The 18,028-nt window shown below is 43.9% G+C and carries 12 protein-coding genes; 4 read left to right on the top strand and 8 right to left on the bottom strand.

What is annotated here, in order from left to right:
- Positions 1 to 93 precede the first annotated feature (93 nt).
- The 6 genes from KXJ80_RS09950 to prmB all read right to left on the bottom strand — a co-directional run bounded on the left by KXJ80_RS09950 (position 94) and on the right by prmB (position 5,673).
- Positions 94 to 702, bottom strand: coding sequence for an RNA methyltransferase (locus KXJ80_RS09950; RefSeq protein ID WP_144345080.1), 609 nt, complete (start codon positions 700 to 702; stop codon positions 94 to 96).
- Between the two features lie 3 nt (positions 703 to 705).
- Positions 706 to 987 (bottom strand): YfcL family protein, encoded by a 282-nt coding sequence (locus tag KXJ80_RS09945; protein WP_011622202.1) that lies wholly within the window; start codon positions 985 to 987, stop codon positions 706 to 708.
- An 84-nt stretch (positions 988 to 1,071) separates the two neighbouring features.
- On the bottom strand, positions 1,072 to 2,202 hold the full coding sequence (locus KXJ80_RS09940) for an ATP-NAD kinase family protein (protein WP_259474692.1): 1,131 nt from the start codon (positions 2,200 to 2,202) through the stop codon (positions 1,072 to 1,074).
- A gap of 64 nt (positions 2,203 to 2,266) precedes the next feature.
- The gene (locus tag KXJ80_RS09935; protein WP_218738851.1) at positions 2,267 to 3,436 is read right to left on the bottom strand and encodes an MFS transporter; all 1,170 of its coding nucleotides are present in this window, start codon (positions 3,434 to 3,436) and stop codon (positions 2,267 to 2,269) included.
- A 69-nt stretch (positions 3,437 to 3,505) separates the two neighbouring features.
- Positions 3,506 to 4,600, bottom strand: a complete 1,095-nt coding sequence (gene aroC / locus KXJ80_RS09930) for a chorismate synthase (protein WP_218738852.1) — start codon at positions 4,598 to 4,600, stop codon at positions 3,506 to 3,508.
- Positions 4,601 to 4,728: 128 nt separating this feature from the next.
- The gene (gene prmB / locus KXJ80_RS09925) at positions 4,729 to 5,673 is read right to left on the bottom strand and encodes a 50S ribosomal protein L3 N(5)-glutamine methyltransferase (protein ID WP_037420141.1); all 945 of its coding nucleotides are present in this window, start codon (positions 5,671 to 5,673) and stop codon (positions 4,729 to 4,731) included.
- Positions 5,674 to 5,753: 80 nt separating this feature from the next.
- On the opposite strand from prmB, the gene smrB reads away from it, so the two are divergent.
- On the top strand, positions 5,754 to 6,284 hold the full coding sequence (gene smrB, locus KXJ80_RS09920) for an endonuclease SmrB (RefSeq protein WP_218738853.1): 531 nt from the start codon (positions 5,754 to 5,756) through the stop codon (positions 6,282 to 6,284).
- Between the two features lie 76 nt (positions 6,285 to 6,360).
- On the opposite strand, the gene sixA is transcribed toward smrB, so the two are convergent.
- Positions 6,361 to 6,831, bottom strand: coding sequence for a phosphohistidine phosphatase SixA (gene sixA / locus KXJ80_RS09915; RefSeq protein ID WP_218738854.1), 471 nt, complete (start codon positions 6,829 to 6,831; stop codon positions 6,361 to 6,363).
- Positions 6,832 to 7,000: 169 nt separating this feature from the next.
- Here sixA and KXJ80_RS09910 point away from each other — a divergent pair, with 169 nt between their 5' ends.
- From KXJ80_RS09910 to KXJ80_RS09900, 3 genes are all read left to right on the top strand, one after another.
- Positions 7,001 to 9,790 carry an insulinase family protein gene (locus KXJ80_RS09910; protein ID WP_218738855.1) on the top strand — a complete coding sequence of 930 codons (2,790 nt, stop codon included), beginning with the start codon at positions 7,001 to 7,003 and terminating at the stop codon, positions 9,788 to 9,790.
- Between the two features lie 284 nt (positions 9,791 to 10,074).
- A complete protein-coding gene (locus KXJ80_RS09905; RefSeq protein ID WP_218738856.1) occupies positions 10,075 to 14,358 on the top strand; it encodes an EAL domain-containing protein in 4,284 nt (1,427 codons plus the stop codon).
- 109 nt (positions 14,359 to 14,467) lie between these two features.
- The gene (locus tag KXJ80_RS09900) at positions 14,468 to 15,163 is read left to right on the top strand and encodes a hypothetical protein (RefSeq protein WP_259474691.1); all 696 of its coding nucleotides are present in this window, start codon (positions 14,468 to 14,470) and stop codon (positions 15,161 to 15,163) included.
- A gap of 745 nt (positions 15,164 to 15,908) precedes the next feature.
- Here the strand turns inward: KXJ80_RS09900 and fadJ are convergent.
- A complete protein-coding gene (gene fadJ, locus KXJ80_RS09895) occupies positions 15,909 to 18,026 on the bottom strand; it encodes a fatty acid oxidation complex subunit alpha FadJ (protein ID WP_218738858.1) in 2,118 nt (705 codons plus the stop codon).
- Between the last annotated feature and the right edge of the window lie 2 nt (positions 18,027 to 18,028).

The following is an 18,028-nucleotide window of genomic DNA, read 5'->3' as shown; positions in this document are numbered from 1 at the left end:
CAATGCTGGTATTTTCTCAAGATAAAAGTGCAAAAACAAAAAAGGATTAAGCCATTGCTTAATCCTTTTTGGAACAGATGCTGATTGTAAAGACTACTTCGAAGACTCACGCTTAGTGGTTTTAACACGAGTGCGATTATTATTGTCGCGACTTTGACGGATCAAGGCATCACCATCGAACTCGGTTTGAGCTGATACTTGCTCACGATGGGCTTTCGCTAATCTATCGTAAAGCAGCACATTGACCGACGCTGCCAGATTCATACAGCCTACAGTCGGCACATACACCACGGCATCCGCTCTATCGATAATCTCTTGGCCAATGGTGCCATCCTCAGGGCCAAACACATAAAAGGCTTTCTCGGGATGCACAAACTCCGGCAAAGGCGTCGCTCCTAGGACTAAATCCACGCACACCAGTTTCGTGTCAGAGGGGAGCGCATCGAGTAAGGAGGCCACTCCAGTCAATGGAATCCGCTCGGCGGCGCTCTGCGTATCGGCGTTATATTGCTGCGGCCCACGGGCGGCATATTCATAGCGTTTACCCGTGTAAAACACCGCATCGACACCATAACACCCCGAAGCGCGCATAATGCCGCCTACGTTCGTCGGAGTTTTCGGATTGACTAGACCGATATAAACCGCTTGCTGCCCCTCAGGTTCAGCCATGGCATCAACCGAAGTCGTCGTGGATATACTCATTAATTAGGCCGCTAAATGACTAACAATCTTGCCATGTAATTGTGTCCAAGCCGCTTCCACTAATGCAAAATCGGCATCATTTAATTCTTGGCGCGCCAGTGCTAAACAGTCGGTCATTTTTTCAAGTAAGGCTTCTAACGTGCTCTCGCCTTCGTCTTCGAGTTGCGATAACACCACCGCCACATGGCCTTGCAGATAACCGCAGGCAAATAAGGCGTCGTCATCACCATGGCTTACGACAGACTCAATCCACTGTTCTAGTGCTTCTTCATACTGCTCTAACATCGGGTCAAACTCTCCAATAACGTATTTCGCCCAAATGGCCGCTGGCCCCTCGGTGCTTGCAATCTCCGAGGAGAATAAATCTGATTAGTCGGGGTTGGCCACCTGATACATCACATAATCATGGTAACCCGTCGTCACTTTGTAATAGCCACAAAGCTCACGATCTAATTGAGGGTCGCCACTATCCACAATTAAGGGGCGTCCTTCAAGTGCTTTTAGCTTAGTTTTTGTGGCGAGGATAATAATATTGTCCTTACCGAGGCGGCGGATAAGCTCTGGCGACAACTGTTGATTGCCACGACCGAGAATATGCCCCTGCCCGCCAATCAAGGTAATAACCAGTTTTGCTGGCTTATCTTGAGTAAGGTCGAGCAACTGCTTAGCGGTTAAATCACTCGCCACCAAGGTTTTATCTTGGATGAGATCAACCCCCAGCAGGGTGTTTTCAAGCCCAAGCTCTTCCATCACAAAGGCGACCGTGCTGCCTGAGCCCATAATGTACAGCTCATCTTCCATTTGCTGGATAACATCAGCGGCAATATCGGCAAGCACGAGCTCATCGACTTCTTTTCCGCCCATTTTGACCGCTTGTACATAACGGGGTTCGGCGGGCACTAATAGCTCACCAAAACGTTTAGCGCGCACCGTACCTTGGCGAAAGGCTACTTCATCGATATCCATCACATCGGCACTCATCAGGCTGACTAACTCACCCTCGAGCAACATTTTGACCACCATTCCCGTAGCATGGGGCGTGATGCCGTAAACGCCCGAATGGATTTTTACTCCAGCAGGAACACCAAGCACGGGTAATTTATCGTCGATAACGGCTTGTTCAAACACGCTATACACATCGCGCGCCGTACCATCGCCCCCCGCAAACAGTAATAAATCCAACGGTTCATCAAGCAAGGTACGTACTACGGCTTGCGTGTCGACGGCTTGGGTTTTATCCGGAGTTTGATACACCACACGGGTGTTAAAACCTAAGGCGTTGGCGGCATCCTCCCCCATCACACCTGAGGCGGTAATGATTTCGATATCTTTGGCAAAAGGGGCAATCACTTCTAAGGCTTGCATCATACGCTTTATCGCCTTGGGCTCGGCACCTAAGGCGAGTGCCTGCTCGGCCACGCCATCGCTGCCCTTAAGACCCACACTGCCACCTAAACCCGCCAGTGGATTGATGACTAAGCCTAAACGAAACCGGATCACCTTAACCTCTCTTGTTCATTATTTTAGTTTTTACAATGAGTTATTGTTCACAATCAATGTCAGCTTATGACGCAACCGCTTGCGCCCCATCCTTAGGGATCAAAAATACCGCTAACATGGCCGTAAAGGCACAGACCGCCGCAAATACCCAAGACCATACAGCGCCGCTACCATCACCCCAGATATAACCACAAATCCAAGTGCCGAGTGCGCCGCCAACCCCAAAGCTTAAGCTGGCATACAGGGCTTGCCCTTGGCTGCGATGACTGGCATCAAAATTTCGATGCACAAATTGAATCGAGGCCGCATGGGTCAAGCCGAAGGTGAACGCATGCAGCACTTGGCTTAAACCCAGTAACAACATGCTCTGAACACCAAAGGCGACCAGCAACCAGCGCACGGCGGTCATGGCAATACTGACGACAAGCAAGGTATTGACGCCATACCGTCCAAGCAAGCGAGGCGCAAACATAAACATCACGATTTCGGCCATTGCACCGAGGGCGACAAAAATCCCCGCGGCCGCTTCGGTGTAACCCGCCTGCTTAAGATAGAGCACAAAGAAACCATAAAATGGCCCTGCGCTCATCTGTAATAACATCGCCGACACCATGAACCACAGAATGGGTTTAGTCCATTTAAGTGGCTGGCGCTCTTGTCCTTGTGGGCGCACAGCCCGATTGGCTGGCAATGGCAAGGCACACACCAGCATCCCCGTAAACAAAACTAAACCAATATAGGGCAACACCTCGGTGCCCCATTGACCAATGGCAAAACCGGCGCCGACGACTAAGCAGATATAGCCAATGCTGCCAAAGCTGCGGATTTGTCCATAGCGGCTGGCATTTTCACCTAAGGTTTCGAGGGTGATCACCTCAAGCTGCGCCAAAATCGCGTTCCAGAAGAAGGTATACAGCGCAAGACTGAGTGCCATATACACAAAACCACCGTGGTAGAAAAAGCTTAAATACGCCAGCATCGCCGCGCCCGCGCCCATCTTAATTAATTCGGAACGCATGCCAGTGCGATCGGCCACCTTCGCCCACACATTGGGGGCCACGATACGGGTCGCCATTAAAATCGCGAGTAAAAAACCGATTTCTTGAGGATTAAATCCTCGGTTTTCAAAGAAGACCCCAAGGTAGGGGATCATAGTACCGAGAATTGAAAAGAAGAAAAAATAGCAAGCACATAACCAGCGTAATTGCTGGCTTGTGCTAGAGATTGTAGGCATTAACGCATTCCATTTATTACACAGCCGCTATGCATCTTTATTCCATGCAGACTGTCTCATTCATCGCGCCTATCTCATGCCGAGAATCGGTGTATGACTGCGAACATCCTGATTTTGAGCTCTGTGTCTTAACAGATGATCCATCAACACAATCGCCAGCATAGCTTCGGCGATCGGTACCGCGCGGATCCCGACACAGGGGTCGTGACGACCTTTAGTCACCACTTCTGCCATTTCACCTTGGGCCGTCATGCTTTGACCCGGCACACTGATACTCGAGGTTGGTTTTAATGCGATATGAGCAATAATCGGTTGACCCGATGAGATGCCGCCGAGGATGCCGCCCGCATGATTAGATTCAAAACCCTGCGGCGACATTAAATCGCGCCCTTCTGAGCCCTTTTGCGTCACAACCCCAAAACCATCACCAATTTCCACGCCTTTTACCGCGTTTATGCCCATTAAGGCATGGGCGATGTCGGCATCGAGCCTATCGAACACAGGCTCACCCAGTCCAACAGGCACATTAGTCGCCACCACCGAAATTTTTGCACCAATGGAATCACCGGATTTTTTCAGCTCGCGCATATACTCATCCAGCGCCTCGAGCTTAGTCGCATCGGGGAAGAAAAAGGCGTTCTGCTCGATTTGACTAAAATCGAGGGTCTCGGCACTAATCGGTCCAAGTTGCGACATATAGCCTTGGATATTAATCCCATGCACTTGCTTTAAATACTTTTTCGCCACAGCGCCTGCAGCAACCCGCATAGCGGTTTCGCGTGCCGATGAACGGCCGCCACCACGGTAATCACGCAGGCCATACTTTTGCTGATAGGTGTAATCGGCATGTCCTGGACGGAATAAATCTTTGATATTGGAATAATCTTGGCTGCGCTGATCGGTGTTTTCGATCAAAAGCCCAATGGAGGTGCCCGTGGTTTTGCCCTCAAACACACCGGATAAGATCCGTACTTCATCAGGCTCACGGCGGGCGGTAGTGTAACGGGATGTGCCAGGACGACGGCGGTCTAAATCATGCTGCATATCGGCTTCGGTGAGTTCGAGCCCTGGTGGGCAACCATCAATAATACAACCGAGCGCCACACCGTGACTTTCACCAAAGGTAGTCACCACAAAATTTTGACCAATACTGTTTCCAGACATCCGCTTTTTACACCTTAAATGATTTGCTTATCGCTCCGCGCCCAGCAATAGCTGGACAATTCTTTTTCCCGCTGCAAGCCTAACTGGCAGCGGGAAAAGACTCAACCTAATTTATGTGCTTATTGTGATTATTGCGCGTCGCGATAAATGGCAAAAAGCGATTGATGTTCGACCAGTTGGTCGCGCGTCAACACAAACACACCGTCACCGCCGTGTTCAAAGTTAACCCAGGTAAACGGCACTTCAGGGAATTGCTCCATCAGATGCACCATAGAGTTACCCACCTCAACCACTAAAATCCCTGTTGGTGTCAGGTATTGAGCCGCATTCGCTAAAATGCGTTTGGTTAAGTCAAGGCCATCACGACCGGAAGCTAACCCAATGGCTGGCTCATGGTGATATTCATCTGGCATATCGCCAATATCTTCTTCATCCACATAGGGCGGATTAGAGACAATCAAATCATATTGTGGACCTTCAGGAATGGCTGAAAACAGATCCGATTGCATCGGGAAAACTCTGTCCATCACCCCTAAGGTTTCAACGTTGATTTGCGCCACATCGAGGGCATCTTCGCTGATATCGAGCGCATCGACCTCTGCTTCATCAAATTCGTAGGCACAGGCAATCGCAATACAGCCACTGCCAGTGCATAAATCTAAAATACGATTAACGGGTTTGCCATATAACCAAGGACCAAAGCGATTGGCAATCATCTCGGCGATAGGTGAACGAGGTACCAATACGCGCTCATCCACATAGAATTCAAGCCCTGCAAAGCGCGCTTTATTGGTTAAATAAGGCACAGGCAAACGCTCACGTACGCGGCGAATGATCAGCTCAACGATTTTGTGTTTTTCACTGCTGGTTAAGTTACTTAAAATCACTTGTTGACCGATTTCTTCGGGCAAGTGCAGCGCATGAAACACTAATGCGATGGCCTCATCCCACGCGTTATCCGTCCCGTGGCCATAGTACACATTGGCATCATTAAAGCGGCTCACCGCCCAACGCAACATGTCACCTATGGTGCGTAACTCTGTCACAGCTTCATCTACAAAGATCTTATCCAAAACGCTCTCCCGCTTGTGTGTTCGTAAACATTGTAACTGAACTCTGTTCAGAAACCATAGGATTCAATAGAATACCCGCCATGAATAAAGACGATGATAAAGAAGGCATGGCGATGTTTTCGGCGCTGATCGAGGGGATAAAACCTATCGACCAAGATAAGCGGCATTTTCGCACGCCCCTAAAAACCAAACAGGAAATTGAACTAAAAGAGCAGCAGTTGCATGCTAATAGTTATTTCTCAGATACTTATCAACCTCTGCTGCCCGTTCAGGGGCCAATGCGTTGGCTCGACGAGGGTGTCGATAGTCTGGAGCTTAAACGCTTAAGACGTGGCGATTATCAGCCGGATTTACTGCTGGACTTACACGGTTACCGCCAATCCGAGGCTAAACTCGAACTCGCGGCGCTGATCCAAGCCTGCGTAAAACAGCAAAGCCAATGTTGTTGTGTGATGCACGGTTACGGCACTGGCATACTAAAACAGCAGGTGCCTATGTGGTTGGTGCAACATCCTATGGTAAAAGCCTTTCACCAAGCGCCCAAAGAATGGGGTGGCGATGCCGCATTATTGGTACTTATTGATATTGGTGACCAGCCCCATAGACGTTAAGTTATCCAACTCTATAAAAAAGCATACTAAAACAAAGGGCCCACATCTGTGAGCCCTTTGTTTTATATTGAATTTATTAACTAATACTATGAGGAGCATGCTGCCACACAAGAGAGGCTTGCTCGGCATGTTTATCGATTAATGTAATCCCAGAGGTAGCAAATAAAGGCGGTTCAACACCTGCTACCAGCTCACTCACCAAATAACCTAACAACGGCATATGGGAAATCACCAACACTTTATCGGCCTTATACAACTCGGCATAGGCCAAAATCAATGCGGCAACATTAGCAGGATCGCCAGATGGCACGAGATCATCGGCAACCAGCCATTTGCGTGGTTCGGGGAAATGCTGACTCAATTCTTGCCACGTTTGCTGCGCACGTAAATAAGGGCTGACCAAAACAAGATCAAAATCGCTGACACTTCGGGCTAACCAGTTACTCATTAAGACAGTATGGTGTCTTCCTAAATCGGTAAGCGTTCTGTCCCTATCCGACTGAGCATTAAATCCAGCGTCACCATGTCGCATCAAAAATAGCTGCATACTTCTCTCGCTACCCACACTTGTTTTTGTTTTATCCCAATTGTAGCCCTAAAATGGATTTCAACAAACCTTGTAAGGGTTAATCTTTAGTCGATAAACACAAGAGATATTTGCCAAAAACCATTAAGACTATCAATATATAACAAGCCATCGTTACCGGAGTGTCTCTTTGCAAGCCTCTCAGTCTATTTACAAAAGTCCAAACGATCATCGTCAGTACCGTTATCTCGTGTTAGATAATGCCCTGCGGGTATTATTGGTCGAAGATTTGGACGCCAGCCAAGCCGCCGCTTCCATGGCGGTGGCCGTAGGACATTTTGATGATCCTGTGGATAGACCCGGTATGGCGCATTTTTTAGAGCATATGCTCTTTTTAGGCACGGAAAAATTCCCCGACTCCGGCGAGTATCATGCCTTTATCAATCAGCATGGCGGCAGTAACAATGCTTGGACCGGCACAGAGCACACCAATTTCTTTTTTACGATCAACGCCGACGTATTTGCCGACTCCCTAGACAGATTTAGCCAATTCTTTATCGCCCCCAAATTTGACCTCGACCTAGTCGATAGGGAGCGCCAAGCGATTGAATCTGAATTTAGTTTAAAGCTGAAGGACGATATCCGCCGCACCTATCAAGTGCTTAAAGAAACCGTCAATCAACAGCATCCGTTTTCAAAGTTCTCAGTGGGAAACTTAGTTACTTTAGGAGGAACGCAGGCACAGGTTAGAAGCGAGTTATTGGCATTTTATCAAACTCACTACAGTGCTAATTTAATGACACTGTGTTTAGTTGCACCTATGACGTTAGATGCGTTGCAAGCACTTGCAATACAATATTTCAGCGAGATCCGTAACTTAAACTTAGTCAAACAGTATCCCGATGTACCGCTGTTTTCTGAAAACGAACTGCTTAAGCAAATCAATATTGTCCCCTTAAAGGAACAAAAGCGTTTAAGTATCAGTTTTAACTTTCCTGGCATCGATCACTACTACAAACGCAAGCCGCTCACCTATATTAGCCATATCCTCGGCAATGAGAGTAAAGGCAGCCTGCTGTCGTATCTTAAAGAACAAGGTTTAGTGAATAACCTCTCCGCAGGCGGCGGAGTCAATGGCTATAACTTCAAGGACTACAGTATAGGCCTACAACTGACCGACAAAGGCGTGGCCAATATTGATGATATTGTGTGCAGCTGCTTTGAATACATCGAGCTGATAAAAAACCAAGGCCTTGAGGATTGGCGCTATTTAGAACGTGCGAATCTGCTCAAAATGGCGTTTCGCTATCAGGAGCAAGTGAAATCCCTCGATTTAGCCAGCCACTTAAGCATCAATATGCATCACTACGAAGTGGAAGACTTAGTCTTTGGCGACTATCGCATGGATGGCTTAGATATTGATGAAACCCTTGAGCTATTGCGCTTAATGACACCGCAAAATATGCGCTTGCAACTCATAGCACAGTCCGTTAAGACCGACCGCAAAGCCAATTGGTACCATACGCCGTATCAAGTCTTACCGATAAAGCCCGAATCCCTTGCCCGTTGGCAAGTCACACACATTCGCCCAGAGTTGCAATTGCCCGCTGCCAATCCCTTTATTGTGGCAGATTCCATTGCTCGGCCCGATAAAAGTGAAGTCGCTGTGCCTGTGATTGTCGCGGAATCAACGGGATACCGGATTTGGCATAAAAAAGACGACGAGTTTAATGTCCCCAAAGGCCATATGTATCTATCCCTCGACTCTGAGCAAGCAAGTAAAACCCCCAAACATGCCGCTCTCACCCGCTTGTATGTCGAGATGTTACTCGATTATCTAACCGAGCCTACTTATCAAGCTGAAGTCGCAGGATTAAGCTACAACATCTATCCACACCAAGGGGGCATAACGCTACATTTATCCGGTTTTACCGGTAATCAAGAGACACTGTTAGCTTTGCTTATCCATAAAGCAAGAGAACGTAATTTTACCGAAGAACGGTTTGCCTTAATCAAGTCTCAGCTGTTACGTAGTTGGCAAAATTTAGCTCAAGCTAAGCCGATTTCACAACTGTTCACCAGCCTGACAGCAACATTACAGAAGCGCAGTTACGAACCAGCCAGAATGGCCCAAGCACTTGAAAATATAACCTTGAATGATCTACATAACCATGTAAGGGCATTTTACGAAAAAATTTATCTAGAAGGATTAATTTACGGCGATTGGTTAGTCTCAGAGGCGCAGGCACTCGGCAAACGTCTGGAGCATATCTTGTCCCTCGTCTCTAGCCCTAGCGCAGAATCCACCCGTGAATTAATTAATTTAACCGGACAAGGCACCCTTTTAAGAGAACTGGCGATAGATCATCAAGACAGCGCCATTATCGTCTATTACCAATCAGCAAGGGCAACGCCAGAAAAAATGGCACTGTTTAGCTTACTCAATCACGCGATGTCTTCAACCTTCTTCCATGAACTGCGCACTGAAAAACAATTAGGCTACATGGTTGGCACAGGTTACCTTCCGCTGAATCGCCATCCTGGGCTCATTTTCTATATTCAATCACCCACAACAGGTCCATTGCATTTACTGGAAGCAATCGACGAGTTTATCGCGGACTTTAACTATGCTGTTATGCAAATAACGAATGAAGAATGGGAAAGTACAAAACAAGGACTCATCAACCAGGTAATGGAACATGATGCCAATCTTAAAACTCGTGGCCAACGTTATTGGGTGAGTGTCGGTAATCGAGATTATCAGTTCAATCAACGGGAACTGGTTGTGGCTGAAATCAGCAAGCTCACCCGCCCCGATTTAATCAAGTTTATGATGCAAAAAATGCGCACAAAGCATAGTGATCGCTTAGTGCTTTTTAGTACCGGTTCTGAGCATGTATCTCAATCAGCCCTCAAATCTGACAATATGATTACCGATCTAAAACTGTTCAAACAAAATGCTGAAAAGTTCAATTTTTAACCTAAAAAAAGCTGTTAGATCATTAATCCAGCATTTACTGTAAACAAACAAAACCGCTGCATTCATGCATTTGTGCAGTAGTATCTCTGGTCTTTGTAGTAAAAATTAATGTAAAACATGGTCAATCCATCCCTCAGATCAAATGCTGCACACTATCTAACGCCATCTGTCTGCAATTTAAAGGAATTTTTACATTATCACTTTTGACAAAAGCTTCTATTTCTGGAAAAGTGATGTAACACAATTGTTTCATGGCATCCTCGGACAATACTAAGAACAACACTATGCCGAAAATACTCTTAAAGTATCTATTTATTATCAATGTTTTTTTGTTTTGTATGCCCGCTATTAGCCAAGAATTGGTTCATACTTCTTCGTCAATTCCGACCAATCTAAACACAAAATCCTTTAGCGTTGCAGAAGGCTTATCCCAGAGCACTGTCACAGCAATATCTGAAGACCAAGATGGCTATGTTTGGATTGGCACTTTAAATGGTTTGAATCGATTTGATGGCAAAGAATTTAAAAAATATTATTCAAATGATAGTTCAGGATTAAGCAGTTCTTTTATTCAAAGTATCATTTTTGATGGTAAAAGACTACTCATTGGAACAGATAATGGACTTAACATTTATAATGAAGATACTGATAAATTTGAAAAAGTAAAAAACTTAAACATTCCTGTGTGGTCACTTACCCAAGTAAAAAACATCATTATCATTGGTACTGACAAAGAAATAATTGAAATAGATAAAAATACTCTTAGTATAACTAATAGAATCTCAAACAATGAATTTGACAGTATAAAAAAGATTATCAAAATAAATAATGGTTATTTACTAAAAAATCATAATGGCACAACACTTTTATCATCTAACAACGAAATAACAAAATTATCTAGCAATGTTATTGACATCGCAAACATCAACAAAACACCTTACATCTTTACAAAAAATGAAATATACAAATATAATGAAATCAGCAAAACACTTGAAAAAATAACAAACATCCATATTGACAACATAGCAATAAACAACGAAAAAATTACCTATTTACAAAAAAACAATATATACCATCTAGATCTATCCTCTCTCACGTCAGATTTAATAGGTATTCTTTCACAAACATTATTACAACCACCTCACTTACTATATCAAGGAGAAAACTACCTTTTCCTAGCAAGTGTTAATCAAGGAATTCAGTTCATTGGAATAAAAGAAAACACTATTTCACATATTGATAGCATCAATGAAAGTGTATGGAATATTTCATATGATAATGAACGTTATTTAGCTATAGCAACGAATACAAATACTATTAGTATAATAGACACTTTAAGTAAAAAAACAACTACAATAAGAACAAACACAGAAAATATTACCAGCGTTTCAATTAGTGATAATGAAATTTATTTTGGCGGTAAAAACGGTTTATTTTATATCGAACTAAAAGATAAAGTACCAGTTAAATTATCAGATGACGAAATTGTCTCCATTTCCAATATTAAAAACAACAAGATAGTATATGGAACAAATAACTTTGAACTAAAAGAGTTGGATATAAAAAGCAAAAAAACAATCAATACACTTCGTCTTTCTCAAAAAATGCCTATTTTTGAGATAAAGTCTATAGCTAGCGACCATAACATATTAGCAACACAAGCCGGTTTGATAGATATAAAAAATGGACAAGAAAAGTTAATTTTCCCAAATGAAATTGTTTACAGCATCGCGAATAAGAACAATATCACTTATTTTGGAACAAAATCTGCAATCTATACTTACAACCATCAAACTGAAGATATTTCTTTAAGCATAGAGACTAAAAATCCTGTTTACTCAATATCGGTAAATGCTTCGAATGATATTGCAGCATCGTCAATAAAAGAGATTATTATAAAAACTGACAATAGTGTTTACTTCCTTGACACAGATTTTGGAGCTCAAGATGAGTACAATACACAAAGCGCTGTTGCGATAGGCGATTTCTTCTACTTTGGTGGAATAAGTGGGTTAAGCCAAGTTAATATCGATGTAATAGAAAAAAATCTACGTAATGACGATATTGAAACTGTCATAAGCGAACTTTATGTTTTTAATGAGGTTCAAAAAGTTGGCAATGGTCGTTTAACCAAAGCAATAGCAAAATCACAAGAAATTGAATTAAAGTATTCTGATTATCCATTTACATTAAAGTTTAACTCTCCTCGTTCTGCCAGTACAAACATTGACTATTACTATCAATTAGATGAATTATCTAATGACTGGATTGCAGACAAAGGAAACAACTCCGCAACCTATACTAACCTTTCCCCAGGAAAATATATTTTTAATGTCTACGGCATAAGTCCTATTACAAAAACACCAGGAAAGATAAAAAGCATCAACATACTAATAACACCCCCGTGGTGGTTATCAATACAGGCAAAATCTGTTTATGCTATTCTTTTTATTTTTATTATATGGGGTGTAACAAAATCTATATTGCGCAAACGAGAAGTCCAGCGACAAATAGCTTTAAGTGAGGAGCGCCTAAAGCTTTCTCTCTGGGGAAGTGGCGATGAAATGTGGGACTGGGATATAGAAACGGGTAATATTTTCCGCTCGAATATTTGGGGTGCATTAGAGTTCCCAAGGGATGGCCACCGTTCTGGTAATACTGATGAAGAAAGCAACATTCATCCCATGGATCAGGAGCGCGTCAGAGAAGCGCTGAATAAACATTTCTATGGTGAGACAGATCACTTTGAAGCGGCATATAGAGTTAAGGGCAAAGATGATAGCTGGATCTGGATTTTAGATAGGGCCAAAATTGTAGAAAGGGATGATAAAGATAATGCCCTTCGAATGACTGGCACTATTAAAAATATCAGTCAATTTAAACAAAAAGAAGAACAATTAAAACTGTTCGAAAAAGCCATCGAAAATATCTCAGAAGGCATGTTTATTCTCGACAGCGAGTATCATTTTGTCGAGGTCAACGAAGCATGTTGTAGAATTTCACAGCGAAATCGAACTGATTTTATTGGTAACTTGCTTACCTTTGAGTTATATCCAGAGTCCTTCTCAAATCAGATCCGCAGTATGCTGAAGCAGCAAGGTCGATGGGCGAGTGAAGTCGAAGCTAGTCGTGGTGATAAAAGCCATTTCCATATGGAGCTCACCATAGACGCGATTTACGACGAGTCGGGCGAACTATCACACTATGTAGGTGTTTTCTCCGACATATCAAGACGTAAACAGCAGGAAGAAGAGCTTCGAAAACTCACCAACAATGATTTACTGACTGGCCTGCCAAACCGCTCAAACTTACAAGTCACATTAGGGAACTTAGTCAATAAAGAAATTAATCATGCATTAATGGTACTCGATTTAGATAATTTTAAGCGTATTAATGACTCATTAGGTCACCAAATTGGCGATCAATTACTTAAACTGGTATCTGTCAGAATAAAATCCTCCGTACCGAAAAACACGAGCATCTATCGTTTAGGTGGAGATGAATTTGCCATTGTGCTCGATAAAACCTCTGATATAAGTGCCTGCGCGGCAATTGCGGGACGAATTATTGAAGCTTTTAAAGCTGTATATGAAATAGGCAATGAGCAACTTGTTTTGGGTGCAAGTATCGGGATTGTACTTTATCCAGAGGATGAGCAGAGTGAACAAGCATTACTGAGAAAGGCGGATATTGCCATGTACCATGCAAAATCGGCTGGCGGTAATTGTTACCAATTCTACTCAGAATCCCTTAACCAACATGCGATTAAGCAGTTAGAAATTGAAAATCTTATCAGAGAAGGTTTAAAAGATGATTTATTTGAGGTGTATTACCAGCCTAAAGTTGATCTAAAGCATGGTCATGTTACCGGAATGGAAGCCTTAGTGAGATTAAATCATCCAATCTTAGGACTTATTCCACCGAATGATTTTATTCCTCTTGCAGAAGAAAATGGCCTCATTATTGAAATTGGTGAAATTGTACTCAGAAAAGCCTGTTTTGCCGCCCAAAAATGGCGTGAACTGGGTCTGTTTAAAGGGAGAGTCGCTGTCAATTTATCGTCACGTCAGTTTGCACTGCCCGATCTGCAACAACGAATTGAATCTATTTTACGATTAACACAATTGCCAGCAGCACATCTTGAACTCGAAATCACCGAAGGGACGGTGATTAAACAACCGGAAATGGCCATTACCGTTATGCAGCAACTGACGAAAATGGGTGTCAATCTAGCATTAGATGACTTTGGTACGGGTTATTCGTCACTTTCTTACTTAAAACGATTCCCTATCCATACGCTAAAAATCGATAAAGCCTTTGTCGATGATATTGATAAGTCAGATCGTGATTTGAAGATGGTCGATTCTATTATCACCATTGCTCATAATATGGGACTATCAGTGGTTGGAGAAGGTGTTGAACAAGCAGCACAGCTAAATATCCTACGCGCCCTAAACTGTGAAGAAATACAAGGTTATATCTTTAGCAAAGCGATTAATGAGACCGAGTTTACTCAATTGCTGCAAGATGACCGGAGTAAATTCATGCCCCACCACAACATTATTTGATCATCTAATTATCTCTCTGTCGGTAGTTTGAAACATTGGCACAACATCTGCAAATAGATGTCCAGTGTCAAAAAATAAAATATTATCAACTACCCTGAGAGATAAAACGATGAAAGGAATTCTAACTGCAGCATTGCTATCTACTATTGGCTTGGTTGCAAATGCTAATGCACTGGAAGGTGCTCCAAATGTGAAGTTTAAATCTGTTGAACTCGCTGGAGCTCCAAATGTGAAGTTCAAACCTATTGAACTTGATGGTGCCCTCAATGTGAAATTCAAGCCTATTGAACTCACTGGAGCTCCAAATGTGAAGTTCAAGCCTATTGAACTTGCTGGTGCCCCAAATGTGAAATTCAAGCCTATTGAACTTGCTGGTGCCCCCAATGTGAAATTCAAGCCTATTGAACTTGCTGGTGCCCCCAATGTGAAATTCAAGCCTATTGAACTCGCTGGTGCCCCCAATGTGAAATTCAAGCCTATTGAACTTGCTGGTGTCCCCAATGTGAAATTCAAGCCTATTGAACTTGCTGGTGCCCCCAATGTGAAATTCAAGCCTGTTGAACTTGCAGGAGCCCCCAATGTGAAATTCAAGCCTGTTGAACTCGCTGGTGCCCCCAATGTGAAATTTAAGCCTATTGAACTCGCTGGTGCCCCCAATGTGAAATTCAAGCCTGTTGAACTCGCTGGTGCCCCCAATGTGAAATTCAAGCCTGTTGAGCTTGCAGGTGCCCCAAATGTCAAATTCAAGCCTGTTCAGCTTGCAGGTGCTCCAAATGTCAAATTCATAAATATTGATCTTGCCTAATCTTCTGAACTAAGGAGAGAGATATGTTAAATTCAATCAAAAAAGCACTTGGTTTCGCAAAGCCTGTTCGTAAAAAAGTAAAATTACCAGAAGGCTTAAACCACCTTGAAGTGATCCCAGCAAAGGGTTGGTGGAATTAATTCCATCTAAATCTGAAAACATTATCGTTTAGATAGTCTAGAGCTACTCAGCTAGCGCGCAGCCTAGACCAATAAAAAAGGAGCTTGATGCTCCTTTTTTATTGGTCACATTTACGATAAATCATATCGATATTAAGCAGTTAGATATCCGTCAGAACTCTGACACACTCTTCTTAGTGCAATACGCTTATGGGAGGAAAAGAGTGGAAATGCTAAGGGCCCTAGTATAAATCCCATTACAGCCCAATAGCTTACCGTTAACCCAGCTCTAAAAGCCGCAATCCCAAAACACCACGAACAACTCACCGACAAGGCAGCAACTATATAAAACATCAATCCCACAGCAACCTCTTTAATCGACTAAGTCCTGATATTGAAAACCAAAAATAGCAGTTTGCTATACAAATGGACTCCGAGCGAGGCTACTTATAAGCATTAATAAACATCAGATATGCACATACGGTATAACAGCACAACTGCCGTAATAGGACGCCATAATACAAGATCCCCCCAATAAATGTGAACGTTTTTTAGGCAAAACTTAGCCTTGAGGCAATAAAAAAGCGGCATAAAATTGCCGCTTTTTTGACCAAAACTTCTAAGTGTTAGAAGAAGCGAGCTTTTTCTACCCCCATCGCCTTAAGGCGTGGGCAAGGCTCAAATCGATCGCCATATTGCGTTTGATAACGTTCAAGTATTTTGACTAAGTTATCCGCGCCTAAAGTATCGATATAATGGAATGGGCCACCCAAGAATGGTGGGAAACCAATGCCAAAGATAGCGCCGATATCACCATCGCGCGGTGAGGCAATAATACCTTCATCTAAGCAGCGCACAGCTTCATTCAGCATTTGCACTACACAGCGTTCCGCTACCGCGCTCATTTCTTTATCGACACCAGGCTTGATGCCTAATACGCCATACACACTTTCATCGACGGCTTTTTTCTTGCTGGCAACACCATACTGATAAAAACCTTTGCCGTTTTTACGGCCCTTTCTATCGTCGCTTAACAGCTTGTCGAAAGCAGCAGGGGCTTTAAAACGTTCGCCAAGCTCTTTTTCAAGAATGGGAGAGATCTTAGCGCCCACATCAATACCGACTTCATCAAGCAAAGTGATAGGGCCAACGGGGAAACCAAACTTCACTAACGCTTTATCGAGATGTTCAACACTTTGCCCTTCTAGCAGCAATTGTGCGGCTTCGTTCATATAAAGCGCGAGGATGCGGTTAACATAAAACCCCGCACCATCTTGTACTACGATTGGTGTTTTACCCTGTTTACGGGCAAAGGCGACCGTGGTGGCAATGGTTTCTGGGGAGGTTTTGGCGTGGGCAATCACTTCCACCAGCGGCATTTTTTCTACTGGCGAGAAGTAATGTAAGCCAATCACATTTTCAGGACGGCTAGCCGCTTGTGCAATTTGACCAATGGGTAACGATGAGGTGTTAGACGCAAAAATCGTGTGCTCACCGCATTCACGCTCAATATCTTTAACCATTTTATGTTTAAGCGCTAAATCTTCAAATACCGCTTCGACAACAATATCGGCATCCTTAACGCCTTTATATTCGGTCGTCGTTGTCATCAGCGCCATTAAATTGTCGCGTGCAGCTGGCGTCATATGACGACGTTTAACACCTTTATCCAATAACTTATAGGCGTAGGAAAGCGCGTTGCTTAAGCCCTTTTCGTTAATGTCTTTTACCCGCGCAGGGATTTTAGCCTTAGTCGTGGTGACCGAAGCAATACCACCGCCCATCAAACCGCCACCTAAGATCACGGCTTTTTTGACTTTACGTGGTGTTGCCCCTTCGGCGCCGGTTTCTTTCTTCATCTCTGTGGTTGCAAAGAAAATACTGCGCAGCGCTTCAGATTCTTTCGACACCACCAGTTCCGCAAAATGGCTGGCTTCTACCTCAAGCCCTTTTTGCATTCCCTTCGCCATACCTTGACGCACGCAATCAATAATTTTTGCAGGCGCGGGGTAGTTACCTTGGGTTTTCTTAGCGACTTGCTTAGCGGCTTGATCAAAAATAATGTTGCGACCAAAGCCAGTACCTTCAAGCAATTGGTTTACTAGTGATTTTTTAACTGGCTTAGCTGTTTTTTTACCCGCAAGCGCCATCTCCACTGCGGTTTGCAGTAAAATCGTCTGTGGCACCACATCGTTAACTAAGCCCATCTTTAACGCTTGTTTTGGACGAATTTGTTTACCCGTCAACATCATATCTAGCGCAGTGGTGATCCCCACTAAACGAGGCAAACGCTGAGTACCGCCGCCACCGGGTAATAAACCGAGTTGCACTTCGGGTACGCCCAGCATGGTCTTGCCATCATCACTGCATACACGTTGATGACAGGCAAGCGCAAGCTCTAAACCGCCCCCTAAACAGGCGCCATGTATCGCGGCAACCACAGGGATATTCAAGGCTTCTAACTCGTTAAACACCACATGCCCTTGTTGGGATAAGGCTTTCGCATCGCCCGCCGTTTGGCAAGCATCGAGCATAGAGATATCAGCACCGGCAACAAATGAATCTTTTTTGCCCGAAATCAGCACTAGGCCACGGATACTCGAATCGCGTTTAATCTCAGACAGGATCTCACTGATCTCAGGGCCAAACTCTGCCTTGAGGGTATTCATGGTTTCGCCGGGTACGTCCATCGTTAGAATGGCGATACCGTCTTCACGGCGGGTTAAATTAAATGTCTTTTCCATCG

The organism is Shewanella xiamenensis, from assembly GCF_024971755.1.
In the GTDB taxonomy this organism is placed as follows: Bacteria; Pseudomonadota; Gammaproteobacteria; order Enterobacterales; family Shewanellaceae; genus Shewanella; species Shewanella xiamenensis.
The sequence above is the reverse complement of the archived record's forward strand: the minus strand, read 5'-3'. Positions and strand labels throughout refer to the sequence as shown.

Excerpts from the sequence above, each read along its gene's own strand:
- KXJ80_RS09950 (WP_144345080.1), bottom strand. The coding sequence starts at position 702 with ATGAGTATATCCACGACGACTTCGGTTGATGCCATGGCTGAACCTGAG.
- KXJ80_RS09945 (WP_011622202.1), bottom strand. The coding sequence starts at position 987 with ATGTTAGAGCAGTATGAAGAAGCACTAGAACAGTGGATTGAGTCTGTC.
- KXJ80_RS09935 (WP_218738851.1), bottom strand. The coding sequence starts at position 3,436 with ATGCCTACAATCTCTAGCACAAGCCAGCAATTACGCTGGTTATGTGCT.
- aroC (WP_218738852.1), bottom strand. The coding sequence starts at position 4,600 with ATGTCTGGAAACAGTATTGGTCAAAATTTTGTGGTGACTACCTTTGGT.
- smrB (WP_218738853.1), top strand. The coding sequence starts at position 5,754 with ATGAATAAAGACGATGATAAAGAAGGCATGGCGATGTTTTCGGCGCTG.
- sixA (WP_218738854.1), bottom strand. The coding sequence starts at position 6,831 with ATGCAGCTATTTTTGATGCGACATGGTGACGCTGGATTTAATGCTCAG.
- KXJ80_RS09905 (WP_218738856.1), top strand. The coding sequence starts at position 10,075 with ATGCCGAAAATACTCTTAAAGTATCTATTTATTATCAATGTTTTTTTG.
- KXJ80_RS09900 (WP_259474691.1), top strand. The coding sequence starts at position 14,468 with ATGAAAGGAATTCTAACTGCAGCATTGCTATCTACTATTGGCTTGGTT.
- fadJ (WP_218738858.1), bottom strand. The coding sequence starts at position 18,026 with ATGGAAAAGACATTTAATTTAACCCGCCGTGAAGACGGTATCGCCATT.